Genomic DNA, 20404 nt, shown 5'->3' with positions numbered 1-20404 from the left:
GAGCATCCATGCGACTACTCGTTCTTGGCACGGGGGTGATGGCGAAAAACCAGCTCGCCCGCTTCCCCCTCATCGACGGCGTGACGGTGGTCGGCGCCGTCGACACCGATCCCGAGCGGCTTTCGGCCTTCGCCGACAAGTTCAACATCGAAAAGCGATTTCTTTCATTGGAGGAGGCGATCGCCTGGGGTGAATTCGATGCGGCGACAAATGTCACGCCCGACCGCATCCATCACCCGACGACGATGGCGCTGATTGCTGCGGGCAAGCACGTCTTCTGCGAAAAGCCGCTGGCGGAGAACTATGTGAAGGCGCTGGAGATGACGGAGGCGGCCGAAAAGGCCGGCGTCATCAACATGGTCAACCTCACCTATCGCAACGTCGCGCCGCTGCAGCGCGCCCGCGAGATGGTGCTCGCCGGCGAGCTCGGCACGATCAGACACGTGGAAGCCTCCTATCTCCAGAGCTGGCTGGTGTCGCGTGCCTGGGGCGACTGGCGCACGGAATCGACCTGGCTGTGGCGGCTTTCCACCGGCCACGGTTCGAACGGCGTGCTCGGAGACGTCGGCATCCATATTCTCGATTTCGCCGCCTATGGCGCGGCGACCGACATCGATCACGTCTTTGCGCGGCTGAAGACCTTCAACAAGGCGCCGGGCGGCCAGATCGGCGAATATCTGCTCGATGCCAATGACAGCTTCACCATGTCTGTCGATTTCGCCAACGGCGCGCTCGGCGTCATCCATGCCAGCCGCTGGGCGACAGGGCATCTGAACGAGTTGAAGCTGCGCATTTATGGCGAGAGGGGCAGCCTCGAGGTCATCCATCGTCCCAGTGGTTCCGAGCTGCATGGCTGCCTCGGCGAGGATGTCGAAACCGCCACCTGGACGAAGATCGAGGTTGAACCGGTGGCGACCAACTACCAACGTTTTGCCGAGGCCGTGGCAAGCGGCATCCAGCCAGACCCGAACTTCCGCCACGCCGCCAACCTGCAGAAGGTGCTCGACCTTGCGATGGTGACCGAGCGCGAGCGGCGCGAGCTGAAGGTTTGATCCGCCCGATCAAACAGCACGACCGCCGTCCTTTCGGGGCGGCGGTTTTCGCTAGAAGAAAGGGTCCGTGGGAGCCGTACCCTTTCTTCCTGTTTATTCAATCACCTGCACCACGCGGTGGGTGCGGGGTTCGACGATCACACGGCGATCGTTGATGACCGTGTAAGCATATTTCGGATTGTCAGGCACCGGCGTCACGACGACATCCGCCGGAAGCGGCTTGCCGACGACAATCGGTTCCTGGACGACCACAGAAGCGGTCGGGGCCGGCTGCTGCTGGACATAGGTGACGACCTCGCGCGGCGGCGGATCGATCACTGCGCCGGCGACACCGCCGGCCACGCCGCCAACGGCAGCACCCACAGGACCGCCGACGATTGCGCCGGTGATGGCGCCGCCGGCTGCACCGGTGACGGCTCCGTCAGCGAGCGCATTGGTGGCGAGCGACGACAGCGCAAGGGCGCTGGAGACAAGTAGGATCTTGTACATTTTGCTTCTCCTTTGCTGGGGTTGCGCTTGGGTAACGACCGCGCCAATCCGAGGTTCCGGCAGGAGAGAGTCACGCTTTGGACGGCCGGTTCACATAATGTGAGGCAGCTGAAGCATGGGTCCGAAGGCATTATTCAAGCCGCCGGCGGAAAAGCCAGGCGGCGGCGCTGAGCGTAACAGTGGCGATCAGCGCTAGTGGGATTGTCTGGTTCACCACCTCGCTCAGCGGAATATCCTTGAGGAAGACGCCTTTGACGATCACCAGGAAATAGCGCAGCGGATTGATCAGTGTCATCGGCTGCAGCCACCCCGGCATGTTCTCGATCGGCGTCGCGAAGCCTGAGAGCAGCATGGCGGGGACCATGAACAGGAAAGCGCCGAGGATCGCCTGCTGCTGTGTCATCGACAGCGCCGAAATGAACAGGCCGAGGCCGGCGACCGAACCGAGATAGAAGATTGCGCTGCCGTAAAGCAGGAAGAGCGAGCCGCGCAGCGGCACGTCGAAGAGGAAGACGGCGGCCAGGATATAGACGGTGATGTGGAAGAGGCCGATCATCATCGGCGGGATCAGCTTGCCGATCAGGATCTCGTGGATCCGCAGCGGCGAGACCATCAACTGGTCGAAGGTGCCGAGCTCGCGCTCGCGAGCGATCGACAGCGCCGTGACGATGAGGCCGATCAGCAGCGCGATGCTGGCGATCAGGTTCGGCACCATGAACCATTGATAGGTGAGGTTCGGGTTGAACCAGTTGCGCGGCACCGTCGAGACGATATCTGCGCCGGCACGTTTGCCGGCCGGCGTCTCGGCGGCGAGGGCGGCGCCGATCTGGGAGAGATAGCCCGCGACGATCTGCGAGGCGTTGGAGCGGCGGCCGTCGAGCACCACCTGCAGGTCGGCCGGCGCTCCCGCCTCAATATTGCGCGAAAAGTCCGGCCCGATCTGAACGACGGCAATGGCAGTTTGGTTGTCGATCGCCACCCGGTCGTCTGCTTGGCTTCCTGCAATCTCGATCTTCCGGAAGGTCGGCGAGCCGTCGATGCGCTCGATCAGTTCCTGGCCCCAGTGACCGCTGTCGCGGTTGAGGATCATCACGTCGACATTGCGGACTTCGAGCGTCGCCGCATAGGAGAAGACGAGAAGCTGGACGATCGGCGGGCCGATCAGGATGGCGCGGCCCTTGGGATCACGCAGGACGGCGAGCAGTTCCTTGACGATCAGGGCGTAGAGCCTTGCCCACATCTCAACCGATCCTCTTTCTGGTGCTGCGGGCCGCCAGCACGAACATGATGGCGCCGATCGTCAGCATCACGCCGATCGCCTCCAGAAACATCGGCCAGATGTCGCCGGCCAGGAACACCGTCTGCAGGCTGGGGATCAGGTAGCGCGCCGGCACGATGAAGGTGATCCACTGGATCACGGTCGGCATGGAATTGATCTCGAAGAGGAAGCCAGACAGCAGGAAAGCAGGGAGAAAGGCCGAGATCAGCGCCAGCTGCGAGGCAAGGAACTGGTTCTTCGTGGCGGTCGATATCAACAGGCCCTGGCCGAGCGCCGGAATCAGGAAAGCGGCCGACAGTGCATAAAGAGCAGCGACGGAGCCGCGGAACGGCACGCCGAAGAGAAAGACCGCAAGCAGCACGCAAAGCGTCATCGAGGTGAGGCCGAGCAGGAAATAGGGCAGGATCTTGCCGGCGAGCAGTTCGACCGCCGTCACCGGCGTCGCCATCATCGCCTCCATCGTGCCTCGCTCCCATTCGCGGGCGACGACGAGCGAGGTCAGAAGCGTGCCGACCAGCGTCATGACGATGGCGATCGAGCCGGGCACAAGGAAATTGCGGCTGGTTAGTTCGGGATTGAACCAGAAGCGCTGCTCGACTGAAATGGCGGGACTGTGGGAGGCGACGTCCGCCTGCCTCTGCCGCTCCCAGTTGGCAACAGTGCCCTGGGCATAGTTCTGCACGAAATTCGCCGTGTTCGGTTCGGAGCCATCGACGATCACCTGGATATCGGGGCGGTTGCCGGCGGTGTAGCGCGTGGTGAAGTCGGCGGGGATGACGACGATGCCGCGCAGCTTGCCGAGCACGAGGTCTTCCTCGAACAGACGCCGGTCGCGGCCGATGGCCACATCGAAATAGCGCGAAGCCTGGAAACTGGCCGACAGATCCTGCGTCAGCGGCGTCATCTCCTCGGTCACGAGGCCGATGCGGGTGCGGGTGGTATCGAGCGAGACGCCGTAGCCGAAAAGAAAAAGCAGAATCAGCGGCAGTACGAAGGCGATGAGGATGCTGCTCGGATCGCGGATCGCCTGAAAGCTTTCCTTGCGCACGAGCGCCTGGAGACGCCGCATCCGGCCGGAAGAGGTGCTCATGCGGCATCCTCCTTCTCGGATTGCTGTACCAGGGCGATGAAGGCATCCTCCATCGTCGGGTCGGGCAGCTCCTTGGTCGCGACGCGGGCCTTCAATTCATCGGGCGACCCGAGCGCGATCGAGCGGCCGCGATAGATCAGCGAGATGCGGTCGCAATATTCCGCCTCGTCCATGAAATGGGTGGTGACGAGCACGGTGACGCCCTTTTCGACCAGCGCATTGATATGCGTCCAGAATTCGCGCCGGGCGATCGGATCGACGCCGGAGGTCGGTTCGTCGAGGAAGAGGGCGCGTGGCTCGTGCATGACGGCGCAGGCAAGCGCCAACCGCTGTTTCAGGCCAAGCGGCAGGTCTTTGGCCGGCTGGCTGACATGGCGCCCGAAATCGAAGATGCCGGCCATCAGCTCGATGCGCTCGCGCCGGTGTCTTCCGCGAAGGCCATAGACGCCGGAGAAGAATTCGAGGTTCTGCATGACGGTCAGATCGCCGTAGAGCGAGAATTTCTGCGCCATATAGCCAAGCTGGTTGCGGGCCTCGGCGGCATCGCGGCGAAGGTCGAAACCGGCAACGCGGCCTTCTCCGCCGGTCGGCTTCAACAGGCCGCAGAGCATCTTGAAGGTGGTGGATTTGCCGGCGCCGTTCGGGCCGAGCAGGCCGAAGATTTCGCCGCGGCGGATATCGAAGCTGATATTGTCGGCAGCGGTGAAATCGCCGAAGCGCTTGGTCAGCCCCTTGGCCTCGATCACCGGCCGGTCGTCATCGCCCTTCGTCGGCTCTTGCGCCTCGGCCAGCCTCGAACGGCCGCCAGGACCACCGCCCAGCATGTCGATGAAAGCATCCTCGAAGCGCGGCGGGGCAGGGGTGAGCGTTGCGCCATCGCCGGCCGAGCCGATATCCGGTTTCTTGTCCCTGGCGGCGACGAGGCGGATCGCTTCGCCCTGGATCACGCCGTCGATGACGCCATCGGCCTGCAGAAGCCCGGCGAGCACCTGCCGGCGGCGCCCTGTCATGCCCGAGACGCGGAAAACCCGGTCGTTGACGCGACCGGTCATGTCATCAGGTTTTCCCGAAAAGAGCAGCTTTCCCTGGTTCAAGAGCAGCACATGGTCGCAGGCTTCAGCTTCGTCGAGATAGGCGGTCGACCAAAGGACGCCGATGCCTTCCTTCGTCAGGTTCTCGACCATCTTCCAGAGGTCGCGGCGCGAGATCGGGTCGACGCCGACGCCCGGCTCGTCGAGCAGCAGCAGGCGCGGCTTCTTCAGAAGCGCGCAGGCAAGGCCGAGCTTCTGCTTCATGCCGCCGGAGAGCTTTCCGGCGAGCCTACCGGTGAAGCGCTTGAGGTCGGTAAAAGTGAGCAGCTCGTCGAAGGCGCTTGCGCGTTCGCTCTTCGGCAGGCCCCGCAGATCGGCATAGAGATCGAGGTTTTCCTGCACCGAAAGGTCCTCATAGAGACCGAAGCGCTGCGGCATGTAGCCGATCGCCGCCTGGATGCCGGCGGGGTTCTTGCGCGTGTCGAAGCCGAGAACCTCCATCGTTCCCGTGTCGGGCAGCATCAGGCCGGTCATCAGGCGGATCAGCGTCGTTTTGCCGGCGCCGTCAGGGCCGACGAGACCGGTGATTGCGCCGCCGCCGATCATGCCGGAGACGGCGTCAAGAGCGGCTGGCGCATCGCCGAAGCGCTTGGTGACACCGTCGATCCGGACGAGCGGCTTGTCGCCCCGGCCGGTCTCGGCGGCGGTCATTGTCCGCCCGCCGTCGGCGTTGGAAAACGCACGGTGACCGGCATGCCCTGGCGCAGATCCGGGCCGGGCTTGTCGATGACAACACGCAGGCGATAGACGAGGTCGGTCCTAAGTTCCGGCGTTTCCACCGATTTCGGGGTGAATTCGGCAACCGGCGAGATGAAGCCTATCGTGCCTTCATAGGGTTTGTCGGGCGCCGTATCGGAGGTGACCGCAACCTTCATGCCGGGATGGATGCGGCCGAGATCGGGTTCGGCGACATAGGTGCGCACCCAGACGGGTTCTGTCAGCGACAGCACGAACACAGTGTCTGCCGGCGAGACGATCGCGCCATTCTCTCTGACGCGGGAGAGGATGACGCCGTCGTTCGGCGCGCGCAGTTCGGTATCATCAAGCGAGGTGCGGGCGGAGGCAAGCGTTGCCTGCGCCGCCTTCAACTGGGCGTCGGCGGCGGCGATATCCTCGACACGGGAGCCTTCCAGCAGCAGTTTCAACGCCTCGTTGGCGGAGTCGGAGCGTGCGGCGGCCATGGCCCTTGCAGCGGTCGCCTGATCAAGGCTGGCCTCGGAGATCGTGCCCTGCGGGCGCAACTGGCGGGCGCGGTCATAGGCGAGATTGGCATTGCGGAGATCGGCGATACTTTCGTCATAGGCGGCGCGCGCCTGGGCGATCTCTGTCGGCCGCGGACCGGCCTTCAGCTTGTCGAGCGTTGCCTGGAGGGCTGCGACATTGGCTTCGCCCGAGCGGACCGCGAATTCATAGGGTGCCGCATCGAGCTTTGCCAGAACCGTTCCCGTTTTGACGACGTCGCCTTCGTCGGTATGGAGTTCGGCGAGACGGCCGCTGACACGGAACCCGAGCGAGACCTGGCGGATATCGACATTGCCGTAAAGGACGAATTCGCGGCTGGGCTCAGGCAACCAGCCGAGCTTTTGGGGCAGGGCGTACCACCAGGCGGCGGCACCCGCCGCAACGAGAAGAAGGATGGCAATGGGAAGGATGCGTTTCATGCTGCACTTCCTTTCGATGCGCCGATGGCATCGACCAGCTCTGCAGCCAGGCCGCGCACGGTTTCCACCTGTTCCGGGCCGACGCCATCCCACTCCATCTGGGCGAGCACGGCTGCATGGGCGACGCGAAAGACGAGAATGCTGCCGAGAAGGGTGAAGGTGCGCAGGCGCACATGTTCCGAGGCGGGGTCCTCATGAAGGATGGCGCCGATCAGCCGCCGGCTCATCTCGATCATCGGCCGCATGAGGCCCTGATAGATCCGTGTGAAGGCTTCTGTCGGCTCCATCTGCTCGCGGATCAGGAAGCGCGCCCAGGATTCGGACTCCTTGCCGACGAACAGCGTCACCATGGTCTGCAAAATCTCGGTCAGGAAATGGCGAGCCTCCGCTTCACCAAGCGGTTTGCCTGCAGCGTCGAGCGCCAGCAGATGCTCGCCGACGCGCGCCCTCATGTCACCGACATGCGTATTGATCCGCATCATCAGATATTCGGCGGTGGCGATGTAGAGACCTTCCTTGCTGCCGAAATAATAGGGGATTGCCTGCAGGTTGACGCCGGCCGCTTCCGTGAGCTGGCGCGTCGAAGCGCCGTCGAAACCATAACGGCCGAAGACGTCGAGGGCGGCGGATAGCATCTTCTGACGCGCGATCTCGGCACGGGCGGAGGCTGGTGAAGGTTGGTTATCGCGTTCCTGAGTCATGACGGGTTTATAACGCCGATGGAGAAATAAGTCAATCGATTGATATATTCTGTAGGTGGATGTTATCGACCAATGCCTTTGCTGAGGCAAGGCAAGAGCGTGACATCGCTCATGGCTGGATGCGTGGCTTGATTGGGGGGCGAGATGTGCCGTTCAGCGGTTCAGCGTCAATTCGGATCAGGGCGATCTCAGCTGTTCTGGAAAACGTTCGGAAACAAGGCAAAGAGACCCGTGGGGACGGGTCTCTCAGGGTTCTCGGGCTGGGAAGAGGAACCAAGCCTCGGGGTCGGCTGCCAACAGGTAGCGATACAATATCGCTAATTTTCACGACACTAATATGTCTGGTCTCGACCGACCGCAAAACAAAAAAAGCCGCTACTTTTTCGTGATCCCTGCGGCACTGTTTTGACACAAAACTGCCTTGCTCTTTCCGTATCGCCGGTTCGATGCGTATTCAGATTTATATTATCGCGCTGCTGCTCAGCGCCATCATGTGGTCGATCTCGTTCGATGCGGCGCGAGAATCCTATCATGCCGCGCAAAGCGCGGGATTGATGCCGAACCTGCACATCAACAAGAAGCTGGATCGCATTCTATAAACTGCGATGAAGTGTCCAGGTCAGCGGTACAATTGATGTCGCATTCTCGACATCGGGCCAGCGAATGTTTTTGCTATGCGCTCGTGAGCCTTCCGGACAGAAAGTCAAATTTCGTAAAATTTGACCGATCTGCTTAAAAGCCCTGAAAATACTGATGTGTAGAGTGGTCTCATGAAAGCGACCGAAGCGTGGACAGACGCGTCGATCGTTTGGAGCCGGGCAAACCGAACGCCCGCTGATCCGCAAACGGGGACTTCAACATGCACAGAACTCTTGCCGCTATCGCCTTGACCCTGAGCATCACTGCCGCTGCCGAGCCGGCATTCGCCGTCGGCCCCGCCAGCCTTGCCCGCGACCTGATGTACACCTCCGCCATCGGCCATGCGCCCGAAGTTCCGTTGACGACTCGCGCCGGTTTCGTGCGCCCAGGCGTTCCTTTCGTCCTGCGCAGCCCGGCTGCGGTCGAGGGCGAGGGCTATCGGCTCAAGACCTATTCGCAGAGCCTGACCGTTGTCGTCGGTTACGTGTTTTCGACGGCGGTCGAGGCCGTGCAGGCAGTTACGTTTCTTCGCTGATACCTAGCCAGATCTTAGGCCGATCAGGGCCTGAGATCATCCGCACCTAAAGCGCGTCGTATGTCGTTGTCGCAAAACAACCGCTACGCACTTTTACGCGACATCCGCTAGGCGTCGAGTTCGCCGCGCACATCGAGATACCAGTCGACGAAGGCCTTGACGCCGATCTCCAGGGTCGTATCCGGCTTGTAGCCCGTCAGCGCAACGAGCAGATCGGGGGCCGCGAAGGTACGCGGCACATCACCCTTCTGCATCCCCAGCATCTTGCGGATGGCAGGACGGCCGAGCGCTTTTTCCACCGTTTCGACGAAATCCATCAGGCTGACCGGCTGGCCTCCGCCAATATTGACGACGCGAAAGGGCGCCTGGCGCGAAAGCGTTTCGACAGCCGTGTTTTCGAGGCGATTATCCTCGGAGGGAACGACCGCCGATAGCCTGACGATCGCCTCGATCAGATCGTCTATATAGGTGAAGTCACGGCTCATATTGCCTTCGCCGTAGATCTCGATCGGCTGACCTTCAAGCATGTTCTTGGTAAATTTGAACAGCGCCATGTCGGGCCGGCCCCACGGGCCATAAACGGTGAAAAAACGAAAAGCCGTGGTCGGAATCTTGTGAAGATGGGCATAACTGTGCGCCATCAGTTCCATCGATTTCTTCGTCGCCGCATAGATGGTCAGCGGCTCGTCGGCGCGATCGGTCTCGCGAAAGGGGACGGTTGCATTGGCGCCATAGATCGATGATGTCGAGGCCAACATCAGATGGCGGATTTCGACGCGCCGCGCGATTTCCATGATGTTCCACGAGCCTTCGACGTTCGAACGAAGATAGGCCTCGGGATTTTCCAGGCTGTAGCGCACGCCGGCCTGTGCGGCGAGGTGAATCAGGATATCGGGCTTGGCCGCCAGAACAGCCGCTTCCAGCGCTGGCCGGTCCTCGAGCATTGATATGACGGGTTTGAAGGCCGGAAACTGGGAGAGTGCCGCATGGCGCATCTCCTTGAGCTTGACGTTGTAATAGGGAGTCAGGCCGTCGAAGCCTGTGACGTCATGCCCCTCTTGCAGCAGGCGCCTGGCCAGATGAAAACCGATAAAGCCGGCAGTCCCTGTAATGAAGTAGCGCATTCCCACCTTTTCTCGACTTCCCGCCGACGGCAAAGAGCCGATTCCGTATCAAGTGACCCCACTTACAAGATAAAAAGAGGCCGAGTCGATAGGTCTTTGAACGAGAAGGCCACAGCACCGTCTCTACTGTCGGCGGACTGTCCGCTGTTGCCTTGCCGGATGAGGGCGGGACCATCGATATCGTCTGTCGGTCAGCCGCAACTCCCCGGCCGTTATGCTGCATTGCAACATGGTGGCTTGCATGTTATGGCCGGCCGGTCGTCTGCAAGCAGGTCAGGATCGATGAGAGATATAATTTATTGGATTCTCTGCGCGTTTCTGACCGTTGCCATCGCCATCGTGTCGTTACGCTATGTCACGAACTTCTGGCTTCTGTCCTTCGTCTACAGCTTTCAATTTCACCTCGGCGTCGTGTTCGTCGCCGCCAGTCTCGTCGTTCTGACTATCAAAAGGCAGATTTACGGCTTTATCCTTCTGCTTGCCTCGCTTCTTCTCATCGCTCACGGCGTCATCATGCTGCGCGAGTTCTCGCAGGACGACAGAGGCGCCGACAGGCCGCCGCTTTTTCGTCTGATGTCGTTCAACATCGCGATCGACAACTGGAAAAACTCGACTGAAATCACCGACATGGTGATCGCGTCGAATGCCGACGTCGTCAATCTGCTCGAAGCCAAGCCGCTGACGTTTCACCTGCAGCAATTGTTCAAGACCTATCCCTACCATATCGGCTGCGATGCCGGGAAGGATACATGCGATACGCTGGTGCTGTCCAAACGCCCCTTTGTCAGCCGGCAGGTCGCGAGCATGGGCAGTCTTCGAAAAAACAGGCTGGTCGTAGCAAGCGTCGACTTCGGCGGCGAAACTATCAATCTCGTTTCGGCGCACCTGACCAAACCATATTTCGACGATTTCCAGATGGCTGAATTGGAAGATCTCGGCAAAGCGCTTGGCTCGATCGACGGCCCGCTGGTGCTGTCAGGCGATTTCAACTCCTCGGCGATCGCCCCGAGCATCCAAGCTTTCCTGCGCGAGCAGAAGCTGAAAACGATCACGCCAGAACCGGCAACATGGCCGATCGGCGCCGGCGCGCTGGGGATCGCCATCGACCACGTATTTGCACGCGCGCCGCTTCATCTGACATCGCTGAAACGTCTCGACGCCAATCTCGGCTCGAACCATTCGGGCTTGATCGCCGACTTCGCTCTCGACAAGGACGGCGGAACTTCAACGGCAAAATGACTTACCTGCGCAAGAAAATCCTGCCGGGGCTACAGATCAGAATCTGGTTCGGCCGCCTTTTTTGTCGATCATTTGAAACCTCTTGCCGTCGGTCTTCACGTTGACGCAATCGGTCTTCTTGCTGGGAAACAGGACGCACACCTGGCCATTGGTTATCTTGTAGCCATTCTTATTGCCGTCGCGATATTCGTAGCCGTTCTTGCTTTCTTTCAGTTCGGACGTACCGGGCAGGTGCTGGCGAATTTCCGACTCGCTTGCGGTTCGCATGCTTGCCGTTTCGGCAAACGCCATTCCTGGCACCATAATTGCAAGAAATCCGGCGAGGACGGGCAAGGTACGCATCAGGGGGATCTCTCCGGTCATGTCTTTCGGTACATCCATTCTACGAGAACCCCAAGAGGAAATTCAACAGCGAGGATGGTCGCGCCGAAAAGGCCCGACCATCGCTCCGGCTGCGATTTTACGTCCTTCCAAACTCATCGACGATACGAATGATGTCGTCCTCGCCGAGGTAGGAGCCCGTCTGAACCTCGATGAGCTCGAGAAGAATCTTGCCGGGGTTGGCGAGGCGGTGGACTTCGCCCAGCGGAATGTAGACGCTTTCGTTCTCGCGCAGCATACGCACGTTCTCGCCGACCGTCACCTCAGCCGTTCCCTTGACGACGATCCAGTGTTCGGAGCGATGGTGGTGTTTTTGCAGCGAAAGCTTCTTGCCCGGCGTGACGAAGATGCGCTTCACCTGGAAGCGATCGCCGTTGAAGATGGAGGTATAGCCGCCCCACGGGCGATAGGATGTCGGATGGGTTTCGGCGAATTTCGCAGTAGTGGAAGACGAGGCCAGCATTTTAACCAATTGTCCAACATTCTGGCTGTCTTTAAGCGGCCCGACATAGACGGCGTCCTCGCTGGCGATGACGGCGACATCCTCCATGCCCTGGACGGCAAGATGCACGCCATGGGTCATAACGAGCGAGTTGCGGGTATTGACGACGGTGGTGTTTGCAGCGGCGACATTGCCGTTGTTGTCGCGTGCGCCTGATTTCCAGACGGCATCCCAGCTTCCCATGTCCGACCATTTGAACGGCGAGGGGACGACGGCGGCCTTGGAGGTCTTTTCCATGATCGCGTAGTCGATGGAGATATCGGGGCTCTTGGCGAAATGGTCGGCGTCGAGGCGGGTGAAATCAAGGTCGCGGCTTGCCTTCGAAACGGCCTTGCTGGCCGCCTTCAGCACATCGGGCGCATATTCCTGCAGCTCGGCGATGAGTTCCGTCACCGGGAACATGAAGATGCCCGAGTTCCAGTAGAAGCCGCCGTCGGCGAGCATCTGCTCGGCCTTCTCGAGTGCCGGCTTTTCGATAAAGCGCTTGACCTTGTGCGCACCGTTTTTGAGCGCGTCGCCGATCTCGATATAGCCGTAGCCTGTCGCCGGCTCCGTCGGGTTGATGCCGAAAGTGACGAGGCTGCCTTCGGCAGCGGCATCGCGGGCAATGCGGATGCAATCGAAATAGCTCTCATCGGCGAGGATCTCGTGATCCGAGGCGAGCATCTGGATGATGGTGCCCTTGCCGAACAGCTCGCCAGCGAGCGTTGCAGCGGCGGCCACTGCTGCGGCAGTGTTGCGGGCGACCGGTTCGAGCAGCACGGCAGCGAGAGGGACGGCGAGCGCGCGGGCCTGCTCGGCGACCAGGAAGCGGAATTCCTCATTGGTGACGACGATCGGGGCTTCATAGAGGTCCGGATTGGAAACGCGTTCGAGGGTTTCCTGAAACAGCGTCTTGTCGCCGACGAACTGGATGAATTGTTTCGGTGCGGTGGCACGGGAAAGCGGCCAGAGCCGCGTGCCTTTGCCGCCGGCCATGATCACGGGAACGATTTTCTGCGTCATAGGCGGGTTCCTTGAAATAAACGGCTTGTTCGTCGCATGTTAGCGGGCGCCTGCCCAGTCTGTTATTCGATTGAGCCCTGTATCCAGCAGCTTCAGGGCGGCTGCTTCGCTGCCGGCCTCCGTGTAGCAGCGCATTTCCGGGGCATTGCCGGAGGGGCGGAAATGAATGATGCCGCCATCCCTCAGCGTCACCCGAAGTCCGTCGATGTCGGACTTCGTCGCCACTTCGCCGATCGGCTGCAGGAAAGCCGAGAGATTTTCGTCCGAAGCGCGCAGATGCTCCATCAGCGCGGCACTCGTTTCCAGCGGAAAATTCTCCAGGCGGTCGGCGGCAGCAAAGGGCAGATGATAGGAGGTGGCAACGGCCGAAAGCGGCTGCTTGCGGGTGGCGACGAGCGATAGGATCGCGAGCATCGGGATAAAACAATCGCGTGTCGGCAAGGCACGCACGTTCCGGCCGTTGATATCAAAGGCGGTTGCAGTCAGCAGGCCGCCATTGGCTTCAAAGCCCATGACATGATCTTCGCCGGCCGCCACGGCCTCTTCCATGCCTGAAATAACGAAGGGTGAGCCGACGCGGGTGCGCCGGACGGCGAAAGAGCCCGCGGCCTCGATGCCGGAATTGGAGGTAACCGGTGTCACCACCGTGCCGGCACCGAGGAAATTGGCTGCCACAAGGCCGAGAAGGTCACCGCGCAACGGCGTGCCGGTTTCGTCTGTGACCAGCGGGCGGTCGCCGTCGCCATCGGTAGAGACGATCGCATCGAACTTGTGCTCGGACACCCAGCGCTTCATCAGCGTGATCGTCTCGTCGGAAACGGCTTCGGTGTCGACGGGAATGAAACTCTCGGAACGTCCGAGAGCGGTGATCTCGGCGCTGTAATGGGCGAGAACATCAACCAACAGGTCGCGGGCGACGCTGCTGTGCTGGTAGACACCGATCTTCATGCCAGACAGCGCGCCCTGCGGAAGCAGGGCAGCATTGCGTTCGAAAAAGAGCTGCCGGCAGATCGCTTCATGCTCCTCCGTCTCGGCTGGCGCCTGCGTCACCGCTTCACCGGTTCGCTCGATCTCGGCCGCCAATGCGGTGATAGCAGCCTCGTCCGATTTGTCGATCTCACCATCCGGGCGGTAGAATTTGATGCCGTTGCGGTCCGCCGGAATATGCGAGCCCGTAACCATCAGGCAGGCGGCGTTGCTCTCGAGGCCATAGAGGGCAAGGGCGGGTGTGGGGACGGTGCCGCAGTCGAATATCCGGAAGCCAAGCGCGGCAAGCGCACCGGCACAATTCCCCGAGATTTCAGGGCTTGAATCGCGAAAATCGCGGCCGATCAGAATGACGTCGCCGGCCCGCGCCTTGCCGGTCTGCAGCAGATATTTGCCGAACGCGGTGGCGTAGAGGGCGGAGGCGCGTCCTTTGAGGTCGACTGAAAGTCCGCGAAGGCCGCTCGTGCCGAATTTCATGGGAAGACATGGCTCCGATTTCACGATCAAAGTTCTACTCAGGCCGCCTGCCGGCGTAAATACCAAAGCCATCATATAGTTAAATACGGACGACGGTGCCTGGGACAGCCTCTTGCAATCTTCTCTCACCGAATTCTGGAGGTGTAGACCCATTGCCGCGCCGGCAGGCATTGCAGCGTAGATCGATTTTGTTAGAACCGTGTGTCCGTTGTTTCGTCATATGCGAAGGATTTTCCTAGATGAGCGATACATCCGTCAGTCTCGAGGAGAGCTGGAAAGCCGCGCTGGAGGGGGAGTTTTCAAGCCCCTATATGCAACAGCTCAAATCCTTCCTCGTCGCGCAGAAGCAGGTCGGCAAGCGGATTTTCCCCAAGGGCAGCGAATATTTCCGCGCCCTCGATCTGACGCCGATCTCCAACGTCAAGGCCGTCATCCTCGGCCAGGACCCGTATCATGGACTCGGGCAAGCCCATGGACTGTGTTTCAGTGTCCGGCCGGGCGTGCGCATACCGCCCTCCCTGGTCAATATCTACAAGGAGATGGAGACGGATCTTGGCATAGCGCCGGCACGTCACGGTTTTCTCGAACATTGGGCAAAGCAGGGGGTCCTCCTGCTGAACAGCGTGCTGACCGTCGAGGAAGGGCAGGCGGCTGCTCATCAGGGCAAGGGGTGGGAACGCTTCACCGACGCCGTCATCCGCAAGGTCAACGATGAATGCGAATCCGTGGTCTTCATGCTGTGGGGTTCCTATGCCCAACGCAAGGCTGCCTTTGTCGATACGACGCGGCATCTCGTGCTCCGGGCGCCGCATCCCTCGCCGCTTTCGGCCCATAACGGTTTTTTTGGCTGCGGGCATTTTTCGAAGGCGAATGCCTTCCTGCAGTCGCGCGGACGTGCGCCGATTGAGTGGCAATTGCCGGCCGATCCCCATGGGGCGTAGATGTGAACGGACTTTGGCGTTCGTTCACTAAAAGAAGACAATGCGTTTTGGTCTACGGGTCTGTTCTACGGGGGTTTCAGCGCGCATCTTAGCCTCATCGAAAGCCCGCAACGGCGGGCATGAAAGGGGTTTGACATGCTCGATCAGATCAAGGGTCTGCACCACGTCACGTCGATGGCGCAGGATGCCCGCACCAACAACCAGTTTTTCACCAATGCGCTCGGCCTGCGACGCGTCAAGAAGACGGTGAATTTCGACGCGCCCGATGTCTATCACCTCTATTATGGTGACGAGACTGGTGCGCCCGGCACGGTCATGACCTATTTCCCGTTCCCGAAGATGGCGCAGGGCCGTCCCGGTACCGGCGAGGTCGGCACGACGGTGTTTTCCGTTCCACAGGGCTCGCTCGGCTTCTGGAGCGATCGCTTTGCCGCGCTTGGTGTCGGCGGCCTGAAGGCCGAGGAAAGTTTCGGCGAAAAACGGCTGAACTTCTCCGGCCCGGATGGCGATGGCTTCGCGCTCGTCGAGGTCAAGGATGACGCCCGCCAGGCCTGGACACAGGGCGGCATCAGCGAAGACCATGCCATTTACGGCTTCCACTCCGTCGCCATGCGGCTGAGGGACGAAGGCGCCACGGCCGAACTCTTGAAGTTCATGGGCTATGAGGTCGCCGAGGAAAGGGACGGCGTCAAGCGGCTGATCAAGCCCTCCGGCAATGGCGCGCATCTCATCGATCTCGAGACCATGCCGAACATTGCCCGTGCCCTTCCGGGTGCCGGCTCCGTCCACCATGTCGCCTTCGCCGTCGAAAACCGCGAGAAGCAACTAGAAGTGCGCAAGGCGCTGATGGACACCGGTTATCAGGTCACGCCGGTGATCGATCGCGATTATTTCTGGGCGATCTATTTCCGCACGCCGGGCGGCGTGCTGTTCGAGGTCGCGACCAGTGAGCCCGGCTTCGACCGCGACGAGGATACGGCCCATCTCGGCGAAGCCCTGAAACTGCCGCAACAGCACGCCCATCTTCGCGCGCTGCTCGAGCAGCATCTGCAGCCGCTCGAAGTGTGAGGAGGGGCGATATGACCGAAACCGGATATGTGCACCGGCTGCATGCCGGCGCACCTGATAAACCCATCCTGCTGGTGCTGCACGGCACCGGCGGCGACGAGAACCAGTTCTTCGACTTCGGCCGGCGCCTGCTGCCTGAAGCGACGATTGTCTCGCCGCGCGGCGATGTTTCCGAACATGGCGCGGCGCGCTTCTTTCGCCGCACCGGGGAGGGGGTCTACGACATGCCCGATCTCTCACGCGCGACGGAGAAGATGGCCGCCTACGTCAAGGCATTCGCTGACGAGTACCAGGCTTCCCATATTCTCGGCCTGGGTTTTTCGAACGGCGCAAATATTCTTGCCAATGTCCTGATCGAGAAGGGTATCTTCGATGCCGCGGTTCTGATGCACCCGCTCATCCCGTTTCAACCCGAAGCCCAGTCGACGCTGGCGGGGAGAAAGGTGCTGATGACGGCCGGGCAAAGGGATCCTATCGCGCCCGTCTCCATGACCGAGGCGCTGTCCGAACATCTGAAAAAACGAGGGGCGGAGATCAGGGTGGTCTGGCACCCCGGCGGTCACGAGATTGCGCCACTCGAGATCAATGCGGTCCGCGATTTTCTCGGCGGTTATTGACGGCGTGCACCATCGGTCGGCGGGAAACTGGTTTGCGGGACCGGCGACTGCCGGTCCCGCATCTTTGCTGAAACAAGGATCCTATCGTCGTGATCGATAGGACATTAGGGGCGAGGAGGATATTTGCCCCTGATTGCCTTCATGTAGAAATTTCCCGGTGATTCCGCCATCGTCAACCCGACGACGACGCCCTTGGGAACGCCTTCATATTCTCGCCTCTGACCGTTGGTCAGATAGACCCGTAGATGCCGGCTGTCTTCGTCGTAGGTGATCGCCTCGATAAGTTTCGAATCAACCGCAGTTTCCACTTTGCACCCCGCAATTTTGGATCTGAGATTCCTGATCAAGAAATGTCATTCACACTCGCAACGTGCCATCATTATGCTGCGCTGCGGGGGCGTCAAGCGTCATCTTCTTTAACGTTCATTTTTTCCTGATGGCTCTCGTTATAGTTGATTTTTGCAGCTCTTTCGAAGGTGTGGCCTGTGGAAATCCGATACCTGTGGCTTCTCCATTTGGGGAATATTAGCCGAGAATGTCGCGAGAAACACAATAATCGCCGGCTTAACGCCGGATTAACCATCATATCGCAAACTATAGCGTATTATTAACCGCAGCACCCTCTGACGTATGAATGATTACATTCGCAAAGCGGAGCGTGACCTCGCCGCTGCAACGGCCGATATCGGCGTTGCCGAGTCGCAGGCGCTGCGTGCTCAGGTGAAGACCACGCAGGAGATTCTTGCGCTTTCAATCGGGAGCTACAAGGATGGACAATCATCCTTGCTTGATGTGCTGGATGCGCAGCGTTCGGCCGCGACCAGTCAGGCCAACCTGGCGCAGGCGGTGCAGCAAATGGCGAAGGACTATGTCACTCTGAATGTGGCAATTGGTTCGGGTTACAACTTCGGTGGGCCGCGATCAGGCCAAATTCTTATGAACACTGAGAGCCTCATGCCGTTTCAGCGATGGATAAGAGATGGATTATTCCGCAACCCGCCATTCGGTCGGGTCTCATAAATGGGTTCCATGTTTAACTATCTAGCGCCGTGGCGACGACAGATACCGATACTGGCTGGCAACCGTAAAAGACGCGCTCGGCTGACATTTGCCGAAGGCGAATTCGCTGCGGTCTACGCGATGAGCGATGTTCACGGATGTTATAAAGAACTCGTCGAGGCACATCGCCGCATCGAGGAGGATGCCGCCCGCATTCCGGGGCCGAAACTCATCGTCATGCTCGGCGATTATGTCGATCGCGGGCCGGATTCGAGCGCGGTGCTGGAATTCCTGAGCAAGACCCCGCCGCCGGGGTTTCAACGTTTCGTCCTGTGCGGCAATCATGACGCGGAGCTGGCGAAGCTCTATCGCAAACCGGCGCGCATTCTCGAATGGCTCGGCTTTGCCGGAACGGAGACGCTGCACTCATACGGTATCGATATCGAGTATCTGCTGCAGTCGGCGGCTGGAAGCGAAACAATCGCCCGCGTCATTCGCAACATGATACCCGAGCGGCATATCCAATTTCTGGAATCGCTGCCGGTCATGCTGCGGATGGGAAGGATCCTCTTTGTTCATGCGGGCATCCAACCGGGCGTCGAGCTCAAGAGGCAGAAAGACAGCGACCTTATGTGGATCCGTCAGCCCTTCTTGGATGAAGGGCCGCAGCTTCCTGTCCTGGTGATTCATGGGCACACCCCGGCGCGAATCCCGACATTCGGTCCGCAGCGCATCGGTATCGACACCGCAGTTTCGGCGACGGGCCGGTTGACCGTGCTGACGATAAAGGGGACGCGGGTCGGAATTCTTTAAATCGGTGAGCATGGTGTCGTCCGAAAACGCCTACAATTTTCGGCGTCATGCTCAAGACCAAACGCCGCGGATTATGCTCCGCGGCGTCAGGACGATCAGATGTTCAGGAGGCTATCTCAGGCGCCGGTCGCTTCCTGATAAAAGTTGGTGCCGATGCCGGTATAGGTAAAGCCGTGTTTGCGGACCTCGTCGCTGCGGTAGATATTGCGCAGATCGACCAGGATCGGAGCGCGCATCGACTGCTTCAGGCGATTGAAATCGAGCGCGCGGAACTGGTTCCATTCGGTGACGATGACAAGCGCATCCGCACCAGCGGCCGCTTCATAGGGACCGCTCGCATATTCGATGTTCTCGATCACCTTGCGGGCGTTTTCCATGCCCTCGGGATCGTAGCCGACCACTTGCGCGCCGTTGTCCTGCAGGGTCTGGATGACTGCGATCGCCGGGCTGTCGCGCATATCGTCGGTGTTCGGCTTGAAGGTCAGGCCGAGGATCGCGATCTTCTTGCCGCGAATGTCTCCACCGACGGCCGAAATGACTTTGCGTCCCATCGCCCGCTTGCGGTTGTCATTGATCGAGATCGTCGTCTCGATGAGACGCATCGGCGCGTCGTAATCCTGCGCCGTCTTGGCAAGGGCAAGCGTATCCTTGGGGAAGCACGAACCGCCGTAACCCGGGCCGGCATGCAGGAACTTGGAGCCGATACGGCCGTCGAGACCGATTCCGCGCGAAACGTCCTGGACGTTAGCGTCGACCCGTTCGCAGAGATCGGCAATCTCGTTGATGAAGGTGATCTTCATCGCGAGAAAGGCATTGGCCGCATATTTGATCAGTTCCGAGGTGCGGCGGGTGGTGAAGACCAAGGGGGCCTGGTTGAGATAGAGCGGGCGGTAGACCTCGGTCATGGTTTCGCGCGCCCGGTCGTCGTTCAGGCCGACGACGATACGGTCGGGACGCTTGAAGTCTTCGATCGCCGCACCTTCACGCAGGAATTCCGGATTGGAAACGACGGCGACATCCGCCGCAGGATTGGTTTCGCGCATGATGCGCTCGACCTCGTCTCCGGTGCCGACCGGCACCGTCGACTTGGTGACGATAACGGTGAAGCCTTCCACATAGGTGGCAATCTCGCGTGCCGCGGCGTAGACATAGGAAAGGTCTGCGTGGCCGTCGCCGCGCCTGGACGGCGTGCCGACTGCGATGAACACGACATCGGCGCTGCGGACGCTTTCGCCGACATCCGTCGAAAACGATAGCCGGCCGGTGCTGGTATTTTCCGCGACCAATTGCTCCAGGCCCGGCTCGTAGATCGGAATGCGGCCTTCGCGAAGGGCTTCGATCTTACTCAGATCCTTGTCCACGCAGATGACGTCGTGGCCGAAATCCGCAAAGCAAACGCCTGAAACGAGGCCGACATAGCCTGATCCAATCATCGTGATGCGCATATTTCCCTCAAATCATTAGAGTAGAACGTCATGCTGCGTCGCAGCATGACGTTCGTCATAGTTAATCTGGACGAAAAGACAATACCGAAGATCGCCTGAAACCCACATCGGAAATCGAACTCCGGGCACCGCAACTTGCCGCGCGCTGCCCCGTCGACAGCCCAAACATAGGTTTGTGTGGGCGATATGACAAGTCGAGCGGCTCGTCAGAGCAGGCTCGACTTCAATCCGGAAACAGGATCAATCAGTCTATGTCGCTGCCTCGGCTG

General features: G+C 60.3%; 21 protein-coding genes. 9 read left to right on the top strand and 12 right to left on the bottom strand.

The features are described from left to right. The first annotated feature begins 8 nt into the window (after positions 1-8). Positions 9-1052 (top strand): Gfo/Idh/MocA family protein, encoded by a 1044-nt coding sequence (locus RWJ89_RS32075; RefSeq protein WP_131665183.1) that lies wholly within the window; start codon positions 9-11, stop codon positions 1050-1052. Between the two features lie 93 nt (positions 1053-1145). On the opposite strand, the gene RWJ89_RS32070 is transcribed toward RWJ89_RS32075, so the two are convergent. The 6 genes from RWJ89_RS32070 to RWJ89_RS32045 all read right to left on the bottom strand — a co-directional run bounded on the left by RWJ89_RS32070 (position 1146) and on the right by RWJ89_RS32045 (position 7363). Then, the gene (locus tag RWJ89_RS32070; RefSeq protein WP_017961691.1) at positions 1146-1541 is read right to left on the bottom strand and encodes a DUF1236 domain-containing protein; all 396 of its coding nucleotides are present in this window, start codon (positions 1539-1541) and stop codon (positions 1146-1148) included. Positions 1542-1671: 130 nt separating this feature from the next. Then, entirely contained in the window at positions 1672-2781 is a 1110-nt protein-coding gene (locus tag RWJ89_RS32065; protein ID WP_316028702.1) for an ABC transporter permease, read from the bottom strand. A 1-nt stretch (position 2782) separates the two neighbouring features. Then, positions 2783-3910, bottom strand: a complete 1128-nt coding sequence (locus tag RWJ89_RS32060) for an ABC transporter permease (RefSeq protein ID WP_168284590.1) — start codon at positions 3908-3910, stop codon at positions 2783-2785. After that, the gene (locus RWJ89_RS32055; RefSeq protein WP_168284589.1) at positions 3907-5652 is read right to left on the bottom strand and encodes an ATP-binding cassette domain-containing protein; all 1746 of its coding nucleotides are present in this window, start codon (positions 5650-5652) and stop codon (positions 3907-3909) included. Before RWJ89_RS32055 ends, RWJ89_RS32060 begins: the two co-directional genes overlap by 4 nt. After that, positions 5649-6662: a secretion protein HlyD gene (hlyD, locus tag RWJ89_RS32050; protein WP_168284588.1), complete on the bottom strand. Its 1014-nt coding sequence runs from the start codon at positions 6660-6662 to the stop codon at positions 5649-5651. Before hlyD ends, RWJ89_RS32055 begins: the two co-directional genes overlap by 4 nt. Beyond that, entirely contained in the window at positions 6659-7363 is a 705-nt protein-coding gene (locus tag RWJ89_RS32045; RefSeq protein WP_168284587.1) for a CerR family C-terminal domain-containing protein, read from the bottom strand. Before RWJ89_RS32045 ends, hlyD begins: the two co-directional genes overlap by 4 nt. Before the next feature lie 446 nt (positions 7364-7809). On the opposite strand from RWJ89_RS32045, the gene RWJ89_RS32040 reads away from it, so the two are divergent. Both RWJ89_RS32040 and RWJ89_RS32035 read left to right on the top strand, forming a co-directional pair. Next, complete coding sequence (locus RWJ89_RS32040; protein ID WP_009988813.1) at positions 7810-7962, top strand: hypothetical protein; 153 nt, start codon at positions 7810-7812, stop codon at positions 7960-7962. A 260-nt stretch (positions 7963-8222) separates the two neighbouring features. Further along, positions 8223-8537 carry a hypothetical protein gene (locus tag RWJ89_RS32035; protein ID WP_221942903.1) on the top strand — a complete coding sequence of 105 codons (315 nt, stop codon included), beginning with the start codon at positions 8223-8225 and terminating at the stop codon, positions 8535-8537. Between the two features lie 107 nt (positions 8538-8644). Here RWJ89_RS32035 and RWJ89_RS32030 read toward each other — a convergent pair whose 3' ends face one another. Next, positions 8645-9661, bottom strand: coding sequence for an NAD-dependent epimerase/dehydratase family protein (locus tag RWJ89_RS32030; RefSeq protein ID WP_168284585.1), 1017 nt, complete (start codon positions 9659-9661; stop codon positions 8645-8647). 282 nt (positions 9662-9943) lie between these two features. Here RWJ89_RS32030 and RWJ89_RS32025 point away from each other — a divergent pair, with 282 nt between their 5' ends. Continuing rightward, positions 9944-10900, top strand: a complete 957-nt coding sequence (locus RWJ89_RS32025) for an endonuclease/exonuclease/phosphatase family protein (RefSeq protein ID WP_316031976.1) — start codon at positions 9944-9946, stop codon at positions 10898-10900. Between the two features lie 36 nt (positions 10901-10936). Here RWJ89_RS32025 and RWJ89_RS32020 read toward each other — a convergent pair whose 3' ends face one another. The 3 genes from RWJ89_RS32020 to RWJ89_RS32010 form a co-directional block, all read right to left on the bottom strand. After that, positions 10937-11242, bottom strand: coding sequence for a hypothetical protein (locus tag RWJ89_RS32020; protein WP_026158824.1), 306 nt, complete (start codon positions 11240-11242; stop codon positions 10937-10939). A gap of 118 nt (positions 11243-11360) precedes the next feature. Next, positions 11361-12788, bottom strand: coding sequence for a mannose-1-phosphate guanylyltransferase/mannose-6-phosphate isomerase (locus RWJ89_RS32015; protein ID WP_131665177.1), 1428 nt, complete (start codon positions 12786-12788; stop codon positions 11361-11363). A 39-nt stretch (positions 12789-12827) separates the two neighbouring features. Beyond that, positions 12828-14252 carry a phosphomannomutase gene (locus RWJ89_RS32010; protein WP_168284584.1) on the bottom strand — a complete coding sequence of 475 codons (1425 nt, stop codon included), beginning with the start codon at positions 14250-14252 and terminating at the stop codon, positions 12828-12830. Positions 14253-14491: 239 nt separating this feature from the next. On the opposite strand from RWJ89_RS32010, the gene ung reads away from it, so the two are divergent. The 3 genes from ung (at position 14492) to RWJ89_RS31995 (ending at position 16878) form a co-directional block, all read left to right on the top strand. Next, complete coding sequence (gene ung, locus RWJ89_RS32005) at positions 14492-15193, top strand: uracil-DNA glycosylase (protein ID WP_168284583.1); 702 nt, start codon at positions 14492-14494, stop codon at positions 15191-15193. 135 nt (positions 15194-15328) lie between these two features. After that, on the top strand, positions 15329-16261 hold the full coding sequence (locus RWJ89_RS32000; RefSeq protein ID WP_131665175.1) for a VOC family protein: 933 nt from the start codon (positions 15329-15331) through the stop codon (positions 16259-16261). A gap of 11 nt (positions 16262-16272) precedes the next feature. Next, positions 16273-16878, top strand: a complete 606-nt coding sequence (locus RWJ89_RS31995; protein WP_131665174.1) for an alpha/beta hydrolase — start codon at positions 16273-16275, stop codon at positions 16876-16878. Positions 16879-16982: 104 nt separating this feature from the next. Here RWJ89_RS31995 and RWJ89_RS31990 read toward each other — a convergent pair whose 3' ends face one another. Beyond that, positions 16983-17225, bottom strand: coding sequence for a KTSC domain-containing protein (locus RWJ89_RS31990; protein ID WP_003542164.1), 243 nt, complete (start codon positions 17223-17225; stop codon positions 16983-16985). A 283-nt stretch (positions 17226-17508) separates the two neighbouring features. On the opposite strand from RWJ89_RS31990, the gene RWJ89_RS31985 reads away from it, so the two are divergent. Beyond that, complete coding sequence (locus tag RWJ89_RS31985) at positions 17509-17898, top strand: TolC family protein (RefSeq protein ID WP_376776733.1); 390 nt, start codon at positions 17509-17511, stop codon at positions 17896-17898. Further along, positions 17899-18690, top strand: coding sequence for a metallophosphoesterase (locus tag RWJ89_RS31980; protein ID WP_131665173.1), 792 nt, complete (start codon positions 17899-17901; stop codon positions 18688-18690). Positions 18691-18806: 116 nt separating this feature from the next. Here the strand turns inward: RWJ89_RS31980 and RWJ89_RS31975 are convergent, their stop codons facing one another. Next, a complete protein-coding gene (locus tag RWJ89_RS31975; RefSeq protein ID WP_077979043.1) occupies positions 18807-20135 on the bottom strand; it encodes a UDP-glucose dehydrogenase family protein in 1329 nt (442 codons plus the stop codon). Positions 20136-20404: the final 269 nt, after the last annotated feature.

This window comes from Rhizobium sp. 10PS4 (assembly GCF_032464805.1).
Lineage (GTDB): Bacteria > Pseudomonadota > Alphaproteobacteria > Rhizobiales > Rhizobiaceae > Rhizobium > Rhizobium laguerreae.
Note: the sequence above shows the minus strand (reverse complement) of the source record. Positions and strands in the feature narration are given on the sequence as shown.

Bases quoted from the DNA above. Each gene is read 5' to 3' on its own strand.
- RWJ89_RS32075 (WP_131665183.1), top strand. From the start codon at position 9: ATGCGACTACTCGTTCTTGGCACGGGGGTGATGGCGAAAAACCAGCTC.
- RWJ89_RS32070 (WP_017961691.1), bottom strand. From the start codon at position 1,541: ATGTACAAGATCCTACTTGTCTCCAGCGCCCTTGCGCTGTCGTCGCTC.
- RWJ89_RS32065 (WP_316028702.1), bottom strand. From the start codon at position 2,781: ATGTGGGCAAGGCTCTACGCCCTGATCGTCAAGGAACTGCTCGCCGTC.
- RWJ89_RS32060 (WP_168284590.1), bottom strand. From the start codon at position 3,910: ATGAGCACCTCTTCCGGCCGGATGCGGCGTCTCCAGGCGCTCGTGCGC.
- RWJ89_RS32055 (WP_168284589.1), bottom strand. From the start codon at position 5,652: ATGACCGCCGCCGAGACCGGCCGGGGCGACAAGCCGCTCGTCCGGATC.
- hlyD (WP_168284588.1), bottom strand. From the start codon at position 6,662: ATGAAACGCATCCTTCCCATTGCCATCCTTCTTCTCGTTGCGGCGGGT.
- RWJ89_RS32045 (WP_168284587.1), bottom strand. From the start codon at position 7,363: ATGACTCAGGAACGCGATAACCAACCTTCACCAGCCTCCGCCCGTGCC.
- RWJ89_RS32040 (WP_009988813.1), top strand. From the start codon at position 7,810: ATGCGTATTCAGATTTATATTATCGCGCTGCTGCTCAGCGCCATCATG.
- RWJ89_RS32035 (WP_221942903.1), top strand. From the start codon at position 8,223: ATGCACAGAACTCTTGCCGCTATCGCCTTGACCCTGAGCATCACTGCC.
- RWJ89_RS32030 (WP_168284585.1), bottom strand. From the start codon at position 9,661: ATGCGCTACTTCATTACAGGGACTGCCGGCTTTATCGGTTTTCATCTG.
- RWJ89_RS32025 (WP_316031976.1), top strand. From the start codon at position 9,944: ATGAGAGATATAATTTATTGGATTCTCTGCGCGTTTCTGACCGTTGCC.
- RWJ89_RS32020 (WP_026158824.1), bottom strand. From the start codon at position 11,242: ATGCGTACCTTGCCCGTCCTCGCCGGATTTCTTGCAATTATGGTGCCA.
- RWJ89_RS32015 (WP_131665177.1), bottom strand. From the start codon at position 12,788: ATGACGCAGAAAATCGTTCCCGTGATCATGGCCGGCGGCAAAGGCACG.
- RWJ89_RS32010 (WP_168284584.1), bottom strand. From the start codon at position 14,252: ATGAAATTCGGCACGAGCGGCCTTCGCGGACTTTCAGTCGACCTCAAA.
- ung (WP_168284583.1), top strand. From the start codon at position 14,492: ATGAGCGATACATCCGTCAGTCTCGAGGAGAGCTGGAAAGCCGCGCTG.
- RWJ89_RS32000 (WP_131665175.1), top strand. From the start codon at position 15,329: ATGCTCGATCAGATCAAGGGTCTGCACCACGTCACGTCGATGGCGCAG.
- RWJ89_RS31995 (WP_131665174.1), top strand. From the start codon at position 16,273: ATGACCGAAACCGGATATGTGCACCGGCTGCATGCCGGCGCACCTGAT.
- RWJ89_RS31985 (WP_376776733.1), top strand. From the start codon at position 17,509: ATGAATGATTACATTCGCAAAGCGGAGCGTGACCTCGCCGCTGCAACG.
- RWJ89_RS31980 (WP_131665173.1), top strand. From the start codon at position 17,899: ATGGGTTCCATGTTTAACTATCTAGCGCCGTGGCGACGACAGATACCG.
- RWJ89_RS31975 (WP_077979043.1), bottom strand. From the start codon at position 20,135: ATGCGCATCACGATGATTGGATCAGGCTATGTCGGCCTCGTTTCAGGC.